This is a genomic window from Bacillus sp. USDA818B3_A (assembly GCF_009928415.1).
In the GTDB taxonomy this organism is placed as follows: Bacteria; Bacillota; Bacilli; order Bacillales; family Cytobacillaceae; genus Neobacillus.
In genome coordinates, this window is sequence record NZ_JAABNN010000002.1 from 244,411 (window position 1) to 262,209 (window position 17,799).

General features: G+C 38.1%; 15 protein-coding genes. 3 read left to right on the plus strand and 12 right to left on the minus strand.

The features are described from left to right. Nucleotides 1-18 precede the first annotated feature (18 nt). The 8 genes from GXK58_RS04335 to cyoE form a co-directional block, all read right to left on the minus strand. Nucleotides 19-1,194 carry a GNAT family N-acetyltransferase gene (locus GXK58_RS04335; protein ID WP_160720216.1) on the minus strand — a complete coding sequence of 392 codons (1,176 nt, stop codon included), beginning with the start codon at nucleotides 1,192-1,194 and terminating at the stop codon, nucleotides 19-21. Nucleotides 1,195-1,310: 116 nt separating this feature from the next. Continuing rightward, nucleotides 1,311-1,772: a DUF420 domain-containing protein gene (locus GXK58_RS04340; protein ID WP_160720218.1), complete on the minus strand. Its 462-nt coding sequence runs from the start codon at nucleotides 1,770-1,772 to the stop codon at nucleotides 1,311-1,313. 104 nt (nucleotides 1,773-1,876) lie between these two features. Beyond that, nucleotides 1,877-2,779, minus strand: a complete 903-nt coding sequence (gene ctaG, locus GXK58_RS04345; RefSeq protein ID WP_160720220.1) for a cytochrome c oxidase assembly factor CtaG — start codon at nucleotides 2,777-2,779, stop codon at nucleotides 1,877-1,879. A gap of 140 nt (nucleotides 2,780-2,919) precedes the next feature. Further along, nucleotides 2,920-3,255 (minus strand): cytochrome c oxidase subunit IVB, encoded by a 336-nt coding sequence (gene ctaF, locus GXK58_RS04350; protein WP_160720222.1) that lies wholly within the window; start codon nucleotides 3,253-3,255, stop codon nucleotides 2,920-2,922. Between the two features lies 1 nt (nucleotide 3,256). Continuing rightward, entirely contained in the window at nucleotides 3,257-3,883 is a 627-nt protein-coding gene (locus GXK58_RS04355; protein ID WP_160720224.1) for a cytochrome c oxidase subunit 3, read from the minus strand. After that, nucleotides 3,883-5,748: a cytochrome c oxidase subunit I gene (gene ctaD / locus GXK58_RS04360; protein ID WP_160720226.1), complete on the minus strand. Its 1,866-nt coding sequence runs from the start codon at nucleotides 5,746-5,748 to the stop codon at nucleotides 3,883-3,885. The genes GXK58_RS04355 and ctaD overlap by 1 nt, the downstream gene beginning before the upstream one ends. A gap of 31 nt (nucleotides 5,749-5,779) precedes the next feature. Continuing rightward, nucleotides 5,780-6,838: a cytochrome c oxidase subunit II gene (coxB, locus tag GXK58_RS04365; RefSeq protein ID WP_160720228.1), complete on the minus strand. Its 1,059-nt coding sequence runs from the start codon at nucleotides 6,836-6,838 to the stop codon at nucleotides 5,780-5,782. 192 nt (nucleotides 6,839-7,030) lie between these two features. Then, nucleotides 7,031-7,969 (minus strand): heme o synthase, encoded by a 939-nt coding sequence (cyoE, locus tag GXK58_RS04370; protein ID WP_160720230.1) that lies wholly within the window; start codon nucleotides 7,967-7,969, stop codon nucleotides 7,031-7,033. Between the two features lie 617 nt (nucleotides 7,970-8,586). Between cyoE and GXK58_RS04375 the strand changes: the two genes are divergently transcribed. After that, nucleotides 8,587-9,495 (plus strand): COX15/CtaA family protein, encoded by a 909-nt coding sequence (locus GXK58_RS04375; RefSeq protein WP_160720232.1) that lies wholly within the window; start codon nucleotides 8,587-8,589, stop codon nucleotides 9,493-9,495. Between the two features lie 37 nt (nucleotides 9,496-9,532). On the opposite strand, the gene pyc is transcribed toward GXK58_RS04375, so the two are convergent. From pyc to GXK58_RS04390, 3 genes are all read right to left on the minus strand, one after another. Next, nucleotides 9,533-12,976 (minus strand): pyruvate carboxylase, encoded by a 3,444-nt coding sequence (gene pyc, locus GXK58_RS04380; RefSeq protein WP_160720234.1) that lies wholly within the window; start codon nucleotides 12,974-12,976, stop codon nucleotides 9,533-9,535. Nucleotides 12,977-13,038: 62 nt separating this feature from the next. Further along, nucleotides 13,039-14,247, minus strand: a complete 1,209-nt coding sequence (locus GXK58_RS04385) for an FtsW/RodA/SpoVE family cell cycle protein (RefSeq protein ID WP_160720236.1) — start codon at nucleotides 14,245-14,247, stop codon at nucleotides 13,039-13,041. Between the two features lie 185 nt (nucleotides 14,248-14,432). After that, on the minus strand, nucleotides 14,433-14,714 hold the full coding sequence (locus tag GXK58_RS04390; protein WP_098527041.1) for a YlaN family protein: 282 nt from the start codon (nucleotides 14,712-14,714) through the stop codon (nucleotides 14,433-14,435). A gap of 249 nt (nucleotides 14,715-14,963) precedes the next feature. On the opposite strand from GXK58_RS04390, the gene GXK58_RS04395 reads away from it, so the two are divergent. Then, nucleotides 14,964-15,461 (plus strand): peptidyl-prolyl cis-trans isomerase, encoded by a 498-nt coding sequence (locus GXK58_RS04395; protein ID WP_160720238.1) that lies wholly within the window; start codon nucleotides 14,964-14,966, stop codon nucleotides 15,459-15,461. 116 nt (nucleotides 15,462-15,577) lie between these two features. On the opposite strand, the gene GXK58_RS04400 is transcribed toward GXK58_RS04395, so the two are convergent. Then, on the minus strand, nucleotides 15,578-16,906 hold the full coding sequence (locus GXK58_RS04400; protein ID WP_160720240.1) for a PhoH family protein: 1,329 nt from the start codon (nucleotides 16,904-16,906) through the stop codon (nucleotides 15,578-15,580). Nucleotides 16,907-17,117: 211 nt separating this feature from the next. Between GXK58_RS04400 and GXK58_RS04405 the strand changes: the two genes are divergently transcribed. Further along, entirely contained in the window at nucleotides 17,118-17,708 is a 591-nt protein-coding gene (locus GXK58_RS04405) for a YhcN/YlaJ family sporulation lipoprotein (RefSeq protein ID WP_160720242.1), read from the plus strand. Nucleotides 17,709-17,799: the final 91 nt, after the last annotated feature.

The window sequence follows — 17,799 nt, forward strand, 5'->3', positions numbered from 1 at the left end:
CTTTCTTTTTACTTTAATTTAGAAAAAATCATAAAAAGCCGATTTTAGAGGTGGTATTAAAGCTTCGAAACGATTGATCTCCTCTTCTGAACCCTTAATAAGACCCATTTCATAGAGGTCAGCTGGCCTTTTATAGCCAAAAATAATCGTTGATAACTCATTTACGGTCATTTGAATACCCCTCTTTGGCGGGTTGACACAATGACTGCCCTGTTTTGCCTTAAACTCTTTTACTTCGTTATTTCCTACTAAGTAACTTCCATTATTCCAAGAACAAAATGGGTCTTCAAGATGGAGAAAAACTGGCTCTGCGTCCCTATTGAATGGAAACTTTTCCAAGCAAACTTTGGCATTCACAATTCTGCACATAAAATAAGGCATTGTTTCTGTCTTTAATTTCGGTTGATTTAAGTAATAGGGAAAAGGATCATGAACGGAAATGTTCACTGACACACTGTCAGCCATTGAATCATGCTGACAAACAAAATTCCACAGTCCGATCCTTGCTTCTTGGTCTAGACCTATCATTTCCTGAATATCCATTTTCCGATCCTTTACACTATATAAAATATACCCTTGTGCTTCGTTCGAAAGATTGTAGTAGACCGCTGTGTGTGATAGATCATCATAAACATGCTCCTTCCACCACTTTGTTTCACGGACAAGCATCCCTGTATAGTTTTGACAATACTTTTGATATATTTCCTCTATGTCGTCATGATGCTCCGCCTTAGAGAACCTCTTTATCCTCCCCGGTTGAGGGCTAAGGAATTTCAGATTCATTTTTTCAATCGATATTTTCCTGACATCACTTAAAATCTCCCAGCCAAATTTACGATAAAATGAAAAATCAAATGGAGCTAATAAGGAAACTATTTGTCCATCCTCCTGCATTTGTGATAACGCTTTAGTTATTAAGGATGTAACGTATCCGCTTCGTCTATACTCTGGATATGCCGCTACGCCTGCCAGTCCCCCCATAGGCCAGGATTCACCATTCATATACACATCTAACGGAATGATATGTAATTTTGCAGAAAGCTCACCTCCGTCTCTTATACCTAATAATTTATGAGACTTTAACATTTCTAATCTAGCAGGAATCTTTTCTTCTGGTACCCGGTATTGGAAAGCATACTCTGAAAGTCTCAAGGCTTCCAGATAATCATCCTCTTTAAGCAATTGAATATCCATTTATTTTTCCTCCCATTTGCTGTTACACATCTTCCTTTTTATAACTATTCAGATATCTTAAATTAATGTAATAAAAAGGCGCTCGTTACAGCACCTTTTTATTTAGGATATATTATTTATAATCCAAGTATAGCCTTAATCATAGAGGTCGTTTCTCCACCCTCATAAAAAACATATAATAAAAGGTATACAGCTACCCCTGTAATACCAGTAAAAAACCAGATAATACTGGTAATAGGACCGAGCCTTCGGTGAATGGGCAAATTGTTTTTATATCCTGTGACAAGAGAAACAATACCGAACACAGCTCCGATTGTTGCTAGAGTAATATGAAAAATTAAAAAGATCGTGTAATAAATTTTAATGTTATCTGGACCGCCAAAAGAGGTATTCCCTATAAAGATTGTCCTTGATGCGTAAATGATAAAAAAGATAAGAGCAAAAATAGCTGCAATATTCATTGTTTTTTTGTGAGCTTCAATTTTTCTTTGTTTTATTTGCCACCAGCCTACTGCAACGGTCAGCGCGCTTAAAACAATAAAGGTAGTACTTATAGTAGGTAAAATCGGTAAATTCATTACTTATCCTCACTCTCGAATATTCTAACCCCATTGTATTGCAGTTCTTCTTCCATTTCAAATAATACTCGTGATTTCATAAAAAAACTCCCTTAATAGGGAGCTTATTCCAAAGTAGGATTTAATTCATATTTTTTCATTTCACGTTCGGATTCTTCTTGATCCTTACGGTACCATTCAAAGAATACCTGACCTAATACAACCGCAAAAATAACTTCTTGAAGAATCTTCATGACTACTCCGCCGAGCCGCTGGTCTTCCACTGCCGACATAGAGCTAAACAGCTCTGGACCTGTTATGTTCAAATTATCAAACCCGGAACCAACACATAGACTCATTACTTTTGACCAGACATTTGGGTCATGGTAGGTCGCATACATTGAGCTATCTGAAAAAATAATCAGTGCACATGCAGGAGTGATCAGAATGCTATTTACAAAAATATAGGCAACCTTTTTAATACCAGTTATAGTTTTATATTCCGGCAGCGGGCAAACTAATGACCACCACATCCCAATAGCTAGTACAAATAAAATGAAAGAATACCCTGCATGAAGATATCTATTCTGCATGACATGGTCAAAAACCATTGGGATATGATAGAAAGAAAAGAAAGCATTAAACAATAGGATCGCGACAACCGGCTTAGAAAATAACTTAAATAACGATTCAAACAACTTTAGGTTCAATATGGCTCTCCACAGCCAATTCGGAATGGACAAAATAAATAAGGGCGGAACAAGGAAAACTAACAGCACCATCGTTATTCCATGTATATAGAACAAAAGATGCCCCATTAAATCAAGTGGCGAGCCCTTAATGGCATATAATAAACCAATCGATGTTAAGAAAAGAATCGCTTGGTTAACAGTTAATGGTTCGCTATTGTGGAACCTTGTTCTAAATGTTGTCGTAATCAGAAAGAAAGTAACCGTTATTGCAAGTAATATGATTAAAAAGTACGGGCTCCAAAGGGCTTTAAATCCAAAGATATCTAAAGAAAGCACCTTAATCTCACCTCATTATAGTAAAAGAATCTTACTTATATTATATCCTTCACAGTACAGCTTCGCAAAAAAATGAATTTTCATAACTTTTGCCATTAAAAAGAAAAATCGGCTAAAAAGCCGATTTTTCTTTTTATCATTTACCACCAAATAATAGTGGAAAAAGCCAAGATGGCTGTTAAACCTACAAATAAACCAGAAAACAAGAATAACGTAGGCGCCTCGTGTCCTTTATGACTCATATGCATGAAGTAAAATAACTGGAACACTACTTGAACTGCAGCTAACAAAATGATAAACGGAACGGTAAACCATGCTGTAAATCCTTTCATCGCTACTGCAGCAAAGGCCACTAATGTTAAGAATATCATCAGTGTAAAGGAAATGACTTGATAACGCATTTCTTCAGCGCTTTTTTTACGTCGATATTCAAGGTCAACTCTTGGATTACCTGAGCTTAATGGCTGATTTGTCATTTTATTCCACCATCCCCATTAAATATACTACAGTAAAGATGAACACCCAAACTACGTCAATAAAGTGCCAATATAGACTGGCAACATAAAATTTAGGAGCATTGTATAAATTTAGCCCGCGTTTAGAGTTTCGAATCATTAATGTTAAGATCCAGCATAAACCAAACGCAACGTGACCCCCGTGGAAGCCAACAAGTGAATAGAAGGCTGAACCAAATGCACTGCTTGTAAATTTATGTCCTTCATGGACATAATGTGTGAATTCATATACCTCAAGACCTAAGAAACCAAGGCCGAGCAGTACCGTAAGACCAAGCCAGAGCATCATTTTCTTAAAAGCGAAATTCTTCATGTGATACATAGCATATACACTTGTAATTGAGCTGGTTAATAACAGCATCGTTGCAACAAAGGTAAGAGGCAGTTCAAATAATTCTTTTGCTAAAGGCTGACTTGTATTTGGCACCTTATCTTTTAATGCAAGATATGTCGCAAATAAAGAGGCAAATAAAACTGTCTCTCCCCCTAAGAATAACCAAAAACCAAGAAATTTATTTTTTGCTTCAAGGGTAGATTTCTCCGGCTCTGCAGGCCATGTTTCAAACGTCATTTTCTCTTCAGCGTGCATTATGCCTTAGCCCCCTTTTCATCTTGTAATTCCTCTTTATGGATATGGAATCCATGATCATCTTTCACAGAACGAGTGAACATAGAACCAAATGTGATTAACAGCCCGATAATCATAACTGGCAGTGCCCATGCTACTTTATCAACGTGATACATCGCACCAAATGCTGCAATGAACAATCCTAGTGCAATCACAAATGGGATAAATGAACCGTTTGGCATATGAATATCTCCAAGGGGCTCAGCAGGTGTCATCCCTTTTTTGCCTTCCATTTTTTCAATCCAATAAGCATCTAAACCACGAACTAATGGAAGCTGCTTAAAATTGTAGAATGGCGGTGGTGAAGGAATAGCCCATTCAAGTGTTCTACCGTCACCCCATGGGTCATTACCAACCTTAACATTTTTCACAGAAGTCAAAACAACATTATATAGCAAGACAAGAACTCCTACCGACATAAATGCCGCTCCAACAGAGCTGACCATATTTGCCGTTTCAAAACCTTGACCTGGAAGGTAGGTAAATACGCGTCGAGGCATTCCCCATAGACCTAAGAAATGTTGAATAAAGAATGTTAAATGGAAACCGATAAAGAAGAACCAGAAAGTTATTTTTCCTAAGGTTTCATTTAACATTGTTCCAAACATTTTTGGCCACCAAAGATGTACTCCAGCGAAAACACCGAACACTACACCACCAACAATAACATAGTGGAAGTGAGCTACAACGAAGTAAGTATCATGATACTGATAGTCTGCGGAAGCAGCAGCAAGCATTACGCCTGTAACCCCCCCCATAAGGAAGGTAGGGATAAAAGCAAAAGCCCAGTACATTGGAGTAGTGAATTTGACACTTCCCCCCCACATCGTAAACAGCCAGTTAAAAATCTTGATACCCGTTGGTACACCAATTGCCATTGTTGCCACAGCAAAAATAGCATTGGCAACAGGTCCTAAACCAGTTGTGAACATGTGGTGTGCCCATACCATGAATCCTAAGAAACCGATTAACACCGTTGCAAATACCATGGATGAATAACCGAATAGACGTTTCCTTGAGAAAATCGGAAAGATCTCTGAAAAGATACCAAATGCAGGAAGTACTAAGATATACACTTCCGGGTGTCCAAAAATCCAGAAAAGATGTTCCCAAATAACCGTATTACCACCCATTGTTACATCAAAGAAATTAGCCCCAAAAAGGCGGTCAAACATCATTAAAGTTAAACCTACTGTTAGTGGAGGGAATGCAAATAAAATTAACGCAGACGCAACAAATGTGGTCCAAGTAAATAAAGGCATTCTCATGTAGGTCATACCTGGAGCACGCATATTGATAATGGTAACTAAGAAGTTAATACCACCGATCAATGTACCGATACCGGAAATCTGTAAGCCTAGCACATAGAAATCTATTCCGTGACCTTTAGAGTGAATGGCTAGTGATGCATATGAAGTCCAACCTGCATCAGGAGCACCGCCAAGGAACCAAGATAAGTTTAGAAATATTCCACCGAAGAAGAACAACCAAAACCCTAATGCATTTACAAATGGAAAGGCAACGTCACGAGCCCCAATTTGCAATGGCATTACCGCATTCATAAAACCAATTAACAACGGCATAGCCGCTAAGAAAATCATTGTTGTTCCATGCATTGTAATAATCTCGTTAAATGCACCTGCACTAACAAAATCATTATTAGGTACAGCAAGCTGGATACGGATAAAAACTGCTTCTAGTCCTCCGACTAAGAAGAAAAATCCGCCTGCAATAAAGTATAGGATGGCAATTTTTTTATGGTCGACTGTTGTTAAATAGTCCCATACTGTTGCGCCGAATCCCTTTTTTTGAGTAATGGTACTCACAATTTTACCTCCCTTTCAACCAATTCCTCTATTATTCCTGAACCTTTAAGCCCATTAAATAATCCGCTACTGCATCAATTTGGTCATCAGTTAAGTTTCCATATTTACCAGTCATCATATTACCTGGTTTATAGGTTTCAGGATTTTTAATCCAATTTTTAAGTTCTTTTTTATTATGATCTAAGATACCTGCAACACGGGATCTGTCTCCAAAGTTTGTTAAGTTTGGTGCTACACGAGCCGTGTCAGGCATTTTGTTAGCAGGTGTAACAGCATGACAGCCAATACAGCTTTGATTAAATATTTCCTGTCCTTTTGCAGCTGAAGCAGTTGTTGCTTTTTGTGGTTCTTTTACATTTTGCATGTCTTTAACCCACGCATCAAATTGATCACGGCTCATTGCTTTCACTTTGAAGTCCATCAAAGCGTGTGATGGTCCACAAAGCTCAGCACATTTCCCATAGAAAAGATTACCAGCTTCGTTCGAACGCTTATCATCGAATTCCAGCCAAAATTTATTGGCATTATCTGTGTTGGTATCGATCTTACCTCCGACAGCAGGAATCCAGAATGAGTGTTTAACATCCATAGATTTTAAATTAAAATAAACTTTTTCATTTGTAGGAACTACTAATTCCTGACTTGTTACAATTTTTTGACCAGGATATTCAAAATCCCACCAATATAAATGCGATCTAACATTTACAATAAGTGCTTTTGTATTCTTTTTGTCCATCTGACTTACATCAGCAAGCTTAAATGTTGACGCAACAGTTGGAACAGCCAAAATGAGTAGCAATAATATCGGAATCGTAGTCCAGATAATTTCTAACCGATGACTTCCCTCAACTTGTTTTGGGATATTTTCGTCTTTTCTTCTAAAACGGACAAATACCAAAACAAAGATTACTACTACCACTAGGATTACTCCTACCATGATATAAGTACTTAACTTCATTAAATCATATTGTGTGTCTGCAACTTCTCCAGCTGGATTTAACGCTGATAAATATGGTTTACCACACCCGGAAAGTACTAGCGCTAAGATCGCAAACAACGAAGCTAAACGCCACTTTGCAAGCCTTTTCATGCTTAATCAAACCCCTCTTTCGCTATTGAATTCTAAAAAAATTTGTTGGTCAAAGAAGTATGTACGTTGGTTCTCCCCTGCATTAGTTATGAGCGGCATCTGTTTTTTTACCCCTAAATATAAGCGCCTACAATAGCTAATTAGGAAAAAGAAAGAAACACTTTCTTTTTCCCGGATCGAACCTGGGCAAAACTAAATTAATGTAACTAGAACCATTGCTACAAAAATAATCGTTAAATATTGCAAAGAATAGACAAACATTAGTTTCGCCCACTTAATGTCATCTTTGACCTTATATCCATAAATCCCCAATACAAGCCATCCTATATTTAATACGCTGGCTAGAATCAGAAATGGGATTCCTAACTTAGTAAGGAAAAACGGAATTGGCAATAAAGCAGCCACCCAAACCACAATATGGATCTTTGTTGTTTTAAAGCCTTTAACCACCGGCAGCATTGGAACGCCTGCTGCTTTGTACTCCTTCACTCTTCTCATTGCAAGAGCATAGAAATGCGGGGGCTGCCAAATGAACATTAATACGAATAGCGCCCATGCCATCATATCAAGATTAGCATCAACGGCTGCCCAGCCAATTAAAGGCGGTACGGCACCAGAAATGCTCCCGATAATGGTATTAGATACTAATTGGCGTTTAGACCAAAGTGTATATAGGAAAACATAACTAAAAACTCCAAGCAGTCCAATTACTGTTGCAGTTATGGTCGTAAAGAATAAACACAGTGTTCCCAATCCGATAAGCACAATACCAAGACCCAACACTTTTCCAGGTATTACTTTTCCCGTTACCGTCGGTCTTGATTTGGTCCGCTCCATTAAATGGTCAATATCCCGGTCAACATAGTTATTGATTGCACAGGAACCCGCAATAATTAGAGAAGAACCAGCAACTGTAAAAAACACTATATCTAAATGATCTAAGAAGCTTTGTCCAGAAAAATGAAGTGCCAGCCATAACCCCGTAAAAGTTGTGATTAAATTGGAATTTACAATTCCTATTTTGATCAGGGCCAAAAAATCTTTCCAGGCTGTCGTTTTTTCTAATGTTCCTTGCAGACTTGCAGGACCATTTTCAATCGCCGAATCTCCATATGCCTTAGAGTTGGACATATTATTTCCTCCTAATCCTACTTACTATCAAATATTCACCAATTAAGGGACATCAATACTGATCAGTTTTATAAAAAAAATAGTGCTGACTTTTAATGAAAACTCTCTCTTAAATAGAAAGTCCTCTAAACCTATAAGAAGATTCAATCTTTAAAACACTTTCTCTGTATATTAAATCACACTTTTGGTTATTTTTGTGAACTTTTTTTGAATAATTTTTGAATAAATTATGACAAAACGTTAAGATACTTGATATTCTTTGCATTTTATATTCCCTGGATTTCTTTATTGAAGGATTTTGAGAAAATGTATGAAAATACCCGTACGTTTTATATTATTTTTTATTCTTTTAAGCGTCTTCTTTATTTTCTCTATAATTAATTTTACAGACTTAGAGCAAAGATTCAACCCTTTCAACTATTTTCACTATAATAATAGTGAAATACGGTTATTATTCATGCTCTGCTTTTTATTTGTAGATTCTCAACTAAAATTCTGTTCTTTTTTATCTATTTTCGATATGATTAATAGGGAATTTTAAATCAAGTTACTTTTGCATTTATTATACTGTCAGGATTAACCAATGACAAATTATTGAACTTTAAGAGGTGAATTTTTTGCGGCGTTCTTTGAAGTGGTTGGCAGTTGCAACTACCATTGCAATGATATTTATTTTGATTGGAGGTGCCTTGGTGACTAAGACTGGTTCTGGGATGGGGTGCGGAAGATCTTGGCCTTTGTGCAACGGCAGATTTGTTCCCTCGGAAATAACTCCAGAATTAATGATTGAGCTTGCTCATCGGCTCGTCTCTGGTGCTGGCGGTTTGATGGTACTTGCCCTATCCGTTTGGTCTTGGAAAGCAATCGGTCATATTAGAGAAACTAAGTTCTTATCCTTACTGTCCTTTTTCTTTTTGCTGTTACAAGGATTAATTGGTGCGGCCGCAGTATTATGGGGGCAATCAAGCTTTGTCCTGGCCCTTCATTTCGGTATCTCACTAGTATCGTTTGCTTCTGTATTCTTACTCACATTACTTATTTTTGAAATTGATAAGAAATTTGAAGCAGATAAAGTCTACATAGATAAGCGAATGGGGTTCCACATAACAGCTGTCTCCATTTACAGTTATTTTGTCATCTATACAGGAGCATTAGTGCGGCATTTGAAGGCAAGCTTGGTTTGCCTCGACTGGCCTTTTTGCTCAAATAATGCTTTTTCTCTTCCCTCCAACATATACGAATGGGTGCAAATGGGACATCGTCTGGCAGCTGGGCTGATTTTTGTCTGGATTGCTTATATTTTTTACCTTGCTGCACGCTATTATAAAAATCAAAAGGTAATTTATTGGGGATGGCTGATCGCTTTCATTCTAGTCTGCTTACAGGTCATTGCAGGTGCTTTTATTATTTTCAGCCTTTTAAATTTATATATTGCACTTCTCCATGCCTTTTTTATCACTTGCTTGTTTGGCGTTTTAAGTTATTTTCTGCTTTTATATTCCAGATCGCGAAGGAATCACCAATAAAAAAAGTTGCCAAACGGCAACTTTTTTTATTCTAACTTTATGCTTTAGACAGTTCAATTAATAAATCCCCTGTAAGAATGGCATCCCCGCTCTTAATGTATAAATCTTTTACTACACCTGAATACGGAGCTTGAACGGTGGTTTCCATTTTCATTGCTTCTGTAATGAGCAAATGATCACCTCGTTCTACTTTTTCCCCTTTTTCGACTAACACTTTAATTACTGTTCCTGGCATAGATGCTGAGAGATGTTCATCGTTTTTAGGGTCGGCCTTTAGTCTGGATACAACCGTTGCCTTAATACTTTCATCCTTTATAGATACTTCACGCGGCTGTCCATTCAGCTCGAAATATACGACTCTCGTACCGTCAGCCTGTGGCTGGCCAATAGAAACTAGTTTTACAATCAGGGTTTTACCTTTTTCAATCTCTACTTCAATTTCCTCACCCAGCCGGAGACCATATAAAAATGTTGGTGTATCAAGCATCGAAATATTTCCGTAACTTTCATTAGCCTTAATATATTCTAAAAACACTTTAGGATAGAGGGCATAAGATAATATCTCGAAATCTGTTACTTGTCTTCCCAGCTCTTCAAAAAGCTCTTCCCTAAGCTTATCAAAATCAACATCCGGAAGGAGTTCACCTGGTCTTACTTCTAAAGGCTTCTTTCCTTTTAGAATTACTTTTTGGAGTTCTTCAGGGAATCCTCCATACGGCTGTCCTAGGAATCCTTCAAATAATTCAACAACTGAGTCTGGAAAGTCTAAACTGTTTCCTTTTAATAGGACATCTTCTTCTGTTAGTTCATTTTGCACCATGAACAATGCCATATCCCCCACAACCTTAGAGGAAGGGGTAACCTTAACTATGTCCCCGAACATTTTATTGACACGGGAGTACATTTCTTTTACTTCATCCCACTGCTCACCAAGCCCTACTGCTTTTGCCTGTTGCTGCAGATTGCTATATTGTCCGCCGGGCATTTCATGCTGATACACTTCCGAATGCGGCGAAATCATTCCACTCTCGAAATCCTGATAGTACTTCCGAACATCTTCCCAATAAGAGGATAACTTTTCTATTCCTTCAATATTTACACTCGGCTTTCTCTTATTCCCTTCGAGTGCATAGTATAGTGAATTTGCACTTGGCTGTGATGTCAATCCTGCCATCGTACTTAGCGCGGTATCAACAATATCAACCCCGCCCTCAATCGCACGGGCATAAGTAAAAATACCATTTCCGCTTGTATCATGAGTATGAAGGTGAATAGGGATATCCACGGCTTCTTTTAATTCAGAAACTAACCTATAAGCTGCTTCAGGTTTTAAAAGTCCAGCCATATCCTTGATGGCTAAAATATGTGCCCCTTGCTGCTCCAACTCTCTTGCTAATGTTCGGTAATAGTTAAGATTGTACTTATCTCTAGCAGGATCTAAAATATCTCCGGTATAACAAATGGCAGCCTCTGCAATTTTTCCAGATTGACGGACAGAATCAATGGCCGTTTCCATACCTTTCACCCAATTTAGACTATCAAAGATTCGGAACACATCAATGCCTGCGGCAGCGGATTTATTAATAAATTCACGAATTAAGTTGTCCGGATAATTCTTATAGCCAACCGCATTTGCACCCCTTAACAGCATCTGAAACAGAACGTTTGGTATCTTTTCGCGAAGAGTTAATAGCCGGTCCCAAGGATCTTCCTTTAAAAATCTATAGGCAACATCAAACGTTGCTCCTCCCCACATCTCAAACGAAAATAAATTTGGTAATAATTTAGCCGTTTCTTCTGCAATATGAACCATATCAGTGGTCCGCATCCGTGTCGCTAATAATGACTGATGGGCATCCCGATAGGTTGTATCCGTTAATAAGACTTCTTTTTGGTTTTTTATCCACTGGATGAGGCCTTCTGCCCCATATTTATCTAATATTTGTTTTGTTCCGTCCTGATATGGAACATCAAAATTTAGATTCGGGATTCTAGGTTTTGAGAACACTGGTCTCTTCTTTTTTTCAACCCCAGGAAAACCATTTACTGTTACTGTACCGATATAGCTTAACAGTTTTGTTCCCCTGTCTTTACTAACTGGAAAGATAAATAATTCAGGTGTGGTATCAATAAACGATGTATCATATTCACCGTTTCTAAATTTTTCATGTTTGACTACATTTTCAAGGAAAGGAATATTGGTCTTGATCCCTCTAATCCTAAACTCTTGTAAATTCCGTACCATTTTGGCTGCTGCTTGTTCAAAGGTCAATGCCCATGTTGAAAGTTTCACAAGTAATGAATCATAATATGGCGTGATAACAGCCCCTTGAAAACCATTTCCGGCATCAAGACGCACGCCAAAACCGCCGCCTGACCGATAAGCCATAATTTTTCCTGTGTCAGGCATAAAATTATTTAGCGGATCTTCCGTTGTAACCCTGGATTGAATCGCGTACCCATTCAACTGAATTTCCCCCTGGGCAGGGATACCAATGATTGGGCCATGTAGTTCATGCCCTTCAGATACTAAAATTTGCGTTTGAACGATATCTATACCTGTTACTAATTCCGTTACAGTATGTTCCACCTGTACCCTTGGATTCACTTCAATAAAATAAAAATCATTACCGGCTACCAGAAATTCAACCGTTCCTGCATTTAAGTATTGAACATTGCTCATTAATTTTACCGCAGCTTGGCAGATTGAGTTCCGCAGTTCATCCGAAATAGACACACTTGGCGCCACTTCCACTACCTTTTGATGGCGCCTTTGAACGGAACAATCCCGATCAAAAAGATGAACGATATTTCCATGCTGGTCACCAATAATTTGGACTTCAATGTGCTTGGGATTTGCAATTAGCTTTTCTAGATACACTTCATCATTTCCAAAAGCGGCCTTTGCTTCAGATTTTGCCCGTTCGAAGGCTTCAGTAACCTCGTCAGCGGAGTTCACAATTCTCATTCCACGTCCGCCTCCACCTAAGGAAGCTTTAATGATGATTGGGAATCCGTGGGAAGCAGCAAACTCTTCCACTTCACGTATGTCATTGACCGGACCATCACTGCCCGGGATTACCGGAATATCGGCTAATTCCGCTTGACTTCTCGCTTTCACCTTATCCCCAAACATATCTAAGTGTTTAGAAGTTGGACCGATAAAAATAATTCCCTCTTCTTCACAGCGTTTGGCAAAATGGATATTTTCCGACAGAAATCCATAACCGGGATGAATGGCAGTAACTCCACTTTTTTTGGCAATGTCGATAATCCCGTCGATATCTAAATAGGCATCAATCGGTTTTTTGCCTTCCCCTATTAAGTAGGCCTCGTCTGCCTTATAGCGATGATAAGCCCCCGAATCTTCTTTCGAATAAATGGCAACAGTCCGAATATTCAGTTCAGTACACGCACGAAAAACCCTAATGGCAATCTCTCCACGATTAGCAACCAATACTTTATTAATCTGTCTTGTCACGTAAAGCACCTCAAGTTCCTATGTATTTTTAAACGCAAGGGAAATGAATCCCCTGCGCTTTACTAAAGATAAAAGACCTTCCCATCATCCGTTTTTAATTTTTTATCTGTGCTCCCTTGTTTGTTTTTATATTTACTTTCATATTTCACAAACATCGATACATTTACAAGAATACCAGAGGCTCCCGCAAGCATTAAGAGTGAAGAACCTCCATAGCTGATAAAGGGCAGCGGGACACCTGTTAGAGGAATGACTCCAGACACACCTGCAAGATTGATAAAGGACTGGATCCCTATCATACTCGAAATACCAAAAGCTAATAGGCTTCCAAATGGGTCCTTACACTTCATCCCTATATAAATTCCCCGTAACACAATATAGGCCAGAAGCAGAATAACAAAACCTACTCCCCAAACTCCTAATTCTTCAGCAATAATAGCCATAATAAAGTCTGTGTGGGACTCTGGCAGATAGCCCAGCTTTTGAATACTTTTACCTAATCCCAATCCGTTTACCCCGCCAGATCCGATCGCAATAAAGGAATTCGCCAAATGGAAACCCGCATCCTGAACGTATTTCTCATCGAACGGATTTCCCATTACCTCAAACCGGCTCATTTGTTCATTAGAAAAAATCTTTCCCCAAGACACTAGCACAATTGGAAGAAGCAGGATTAGCACCATCATTACTAATTTTGAGATCGTTTTAAAGTTCATACCTGAAGCAATAATAATTGTACCTGCAATCGCAGCAATAATAACAGCTGTTCCAAAGTCTGGCTGGGCTGCAATTAGGACACAGACAATAAAGAGATAGACTAAAGGCGGCAGTACACCCTTATTAAATTGGTTGATGTATGGCTGTTTTTTTGCATAAACTGATGCCAAATAGATAATAACTGCGAGTTTTACAAATTCAGCTGGCTGTAAAAGGAAAGTGCCGATAGCATACCAGCTTTGCGCATTGTTCTTTACCTGCCCAAAAACAAATAGACCTAGCAAGGATACAATCGAAGCAATTACCATCGGGGCCTGAAACCATTTTGTAAAATTCATTATTTTATAAGGAACAAACGCTGTAAATAAAAATATAACAGCAAATATTAACAAAAATATTTTTTGCCTCTGGTAGAAATAATCAGGTTGAACTTGATACCTTTGTACCGCGTAAGCCATGCTCGCACTATAGATCATCACAAGACCAAATGCACACAAAAGAGTAATGGCAACAATCAACGTGTAGTCATATGATTTTAATATTTTTTTCAGCATTTAAGACGTCCTCATTTTCAAATATTGATAGTATCCATTCTATTATAATAAAAAAATGGTTTTCTTACTTGAGGAAATCCTCATTGTTACAAGATTTTAATAAAGAGTATTTGACCGATCCTGCCCTTTATGTATAATAAAAAACTCAAACATTACGCTGTATTGTTTGAGTTCTTATTTATGCATTATTTTTTTAAGGATGCATCATGAAGAGCAGAAAGTTCTCTCTCTAATTGATCTAGAATTGTTTTTCCATCCTTAGCATCTATTAAGCCTAATCGCACAGCAAAGTCTATTTCTCTTGAAAGGCCAAACATTTGTGTATCCAATACCTCTTCATAAAGAGGGCATTGAGGCATCGTGAGATTGTCCATTTGCACTTTGATAAGCTTTAATATCTTTTCAGCGTCAGCCTGAAGCAAGGCATATGCTTTTTCATGGTGATTCACGATCATTTCAGACGCCAACATTGATCCCCCCATTTCAGAGCGATAATTCAACTTATCTATAAATTTTAACGTTTACACCACAAAAATGCAAGAACAATAAAGGAAATAACAAACAAGAATTCCTATTATGACAACCTTGATAAAACAAGTTATACTAAGAAAGAGTATCATGTTATCTAAGCGTGCAGTATTCTAGTAAAATTGAGTTTTCATGAGAGAGATGAACATACATTTTTTCATGCAGGCTAGCCTCGAGGGGGATGTATAATGGAAAATATTTTAACGATAACAGGGAATGTAAAATATACAATTACTCTTGATCCAAGCGTTTGGATTTTTGATGACCGCCGGGTTGATTTAACAACTTATTTTTCACTAGGAAATAAAACCTCTAATGCGGAAGAAGCTTATACCAAAGCAGTTTCTAAACATTGGGATCGTGAAATTATGGAGGGAGCTATTTATCCCCCAACATTGAAAACAGAAAAGAGATTTGAAAAAGAAAAGGTCCTGACAGGTACTTTCGGAATCCCATTCAAACCATTCCTATTAAATTCGGAACCTGATCAGACTGCAAAAACTTTAGTTGTTCATACTACGACGGAAGAAATAGAATATCCTCTTGAGGAGGCCTATCAGTTTATTTTAGGTTATTCAAAAAATGGTAAGCCGCTAAATCCTGATGGCCCCGTCCATATCTATTATGGTGATGGCTCTAATCGGGAAAACCCTGTTAAGAACATTACAGGATTTACAATAAAGTGAGCATAAACGGGCGCCTGACTGGCACCCGTTTTTATAATGGCTATGTTTTAGGGGGATGTTGATTGGAGCGAAAATCAACATCCTTACATAATCAACACTGATCTCCAACAAAGCCTTTATAATAAATCAGCTGCCAGTCTTGCCAGTCCTGAGCGTTCTCCTTTTAACAGCTTAACATGTCCAGAAATTTCCTGATCTTTAAACTTCTCAACCACATAGGTTAAGCCATTGTTATATGCATCAAGATATGGATGGTCAATCTGTTCAGGATCCCCCATCAGCACAATCTTACTGCCCTCACCTACACGTGTTAAGATCGTTTTTACTTCATGTTTGGTTAAGTTTTGTGCCTCATCGATAATAATAAACTGCTTTGGCAGACTTCTTCCACGTATATACGTTAGGGCCTCGACCTCGATTGAACCCATTCCGGCTAAAATGGCATCAAGCTCTCCTGGTTTTTTTGTATTAAATAGATATTCTAAGTTATCGTAGATCGGCTGCATCCATGGTCTAAGCTTTTCTTGTTTTTCACCTGGTAAAAATCCAAGATCTTTTCCAACCGGAACAATCGGGCGTGCGACTAAAAGCTTTTTATATTCTCTAAAGTCCTCTGTCTGCATTAGACCAGAAGCCAGTGCAAGTAATGTTTTTCCTGTTCCTGCCTTCCCGGTTAATGTAACTAGCGGGATATCTTTGCGCAACAATAACTCGATTGCCATCGTCTGCTGGACATTTCGGGAATGGATTCCCCAGACGTGCTCTTGATTTAACGTTAATTTTTTCACCTTTTTACTGGTTTTATCGACCATCCCAATGGCTGAGGCTGAACTGCCAAGGACATCCTTCATAATTAAGAACTGATTAGGATAGAATGGATGATTAGCTACCTCTGAGAGGGATAGTTCTCCCTTTTCATAGAAACGGCCTAACAGTTCAATCGGCAGTAACAGTTCAAAAAATCCTGTATATATATGTTCAATTTCTACGACTCGGTCGTTTAAAAAGTCCTCTGCAGTAAGTCCAATCGCATCTGCTTTTACTCGAACGAGTGCATCCTTGCTAACGATAATAACGGGCTTTCCATTTTCCTTTGCTTGTTCCTCTAAAAATAAATTTTTCGCCACCGCTAAAATGCGATTATCATTTGTTTTTTCAACAAAAATGTCTTGTAATTCGTGAAAAGAACGATGGTTTAACTCAATCCTAATCGTTCCTCCATTTTCAAGAGGAATTTTTTCATGCAGTTTCCCTGAGGCCCTTAGACCATCAATTAATCGCGATACGTGTCTTGCATTCCTGCCAACTTCATCCATATTTCTTTTCTTTGAGTCCACCTCTTCAAGTACGACTGCTGGAATGACAACTTCATTATCTTCAAAAGAAAAAATGGAATACGGATCTTGGAGCAAGACATTTGTATCTAACACGTATATTTTACTCAAAGCAACGCCTCCTGCTTCACTGGTGTGTGGTTTGTGAAAAATTAGTTTCAACAACCCTTTGCTAGATTGGACTTTGGTAAAATATATGTTTATTGGAATAAAGATAGAAGACGTTCCACACAATAATTGTTATTAAGACTATTTATTTTATATGAAAGACTACTGTTCAAGCCCATTTAACCATATTTAATCATCCTGGAGGTGGTTTAGAATGAAGAAGATCTTAGTAACAACAGCGATTGGTTTACTATTGACAGGCTGCAACATCACAAATCAGAAGGAGAATACACAAAACAGTAATCAATCACTAGTGAAAGTTAAAAACAGTTATATTAACAGTGTAGACCGGAAATCCGGGCAAGAAATTTCCAAGCATCTAGTTGAACTAGCAACTAGCATTCCAGATGTTTCAGATGCAACCGCGGTAGTGTTAGGCAGGTACGCCATTGTCGGTATTGATGTTAATTCAAAGATTGACCGTTCTCAAGTCGGTTCAATTAAGTATTCTGTTGCAGAAAGTTTAAGGAAAGATCCTTACGGGGCCAAAGCCATTGTCGTGGCGGACGCGGACACAAACCAGCGTCTAAAGGAAATCCAAGCAGATATAAATAAAGGCAGACCCATCCAAGGAATTATGGAAGAATTAGCAGATGTCGCCGGCAGATTAATTCCTGAAGTACCAGGAGATTTAATTACTCCAAGTCCGAAAAATGCAACAGAAAAACCAGATCAAAATCTGCAAGGCAAAGACGAAAAGAAACTTAAAAAAGAGCAGGATGAACAATCAAATCACCATAAGTAACCCGCTCGGCATCCCAAAACCTCTTTTTAATAGAAAGGCTGAGTTTAAAACTCATATTTAATTTTGTAACGATGTTGATTGGAGCGGAAAT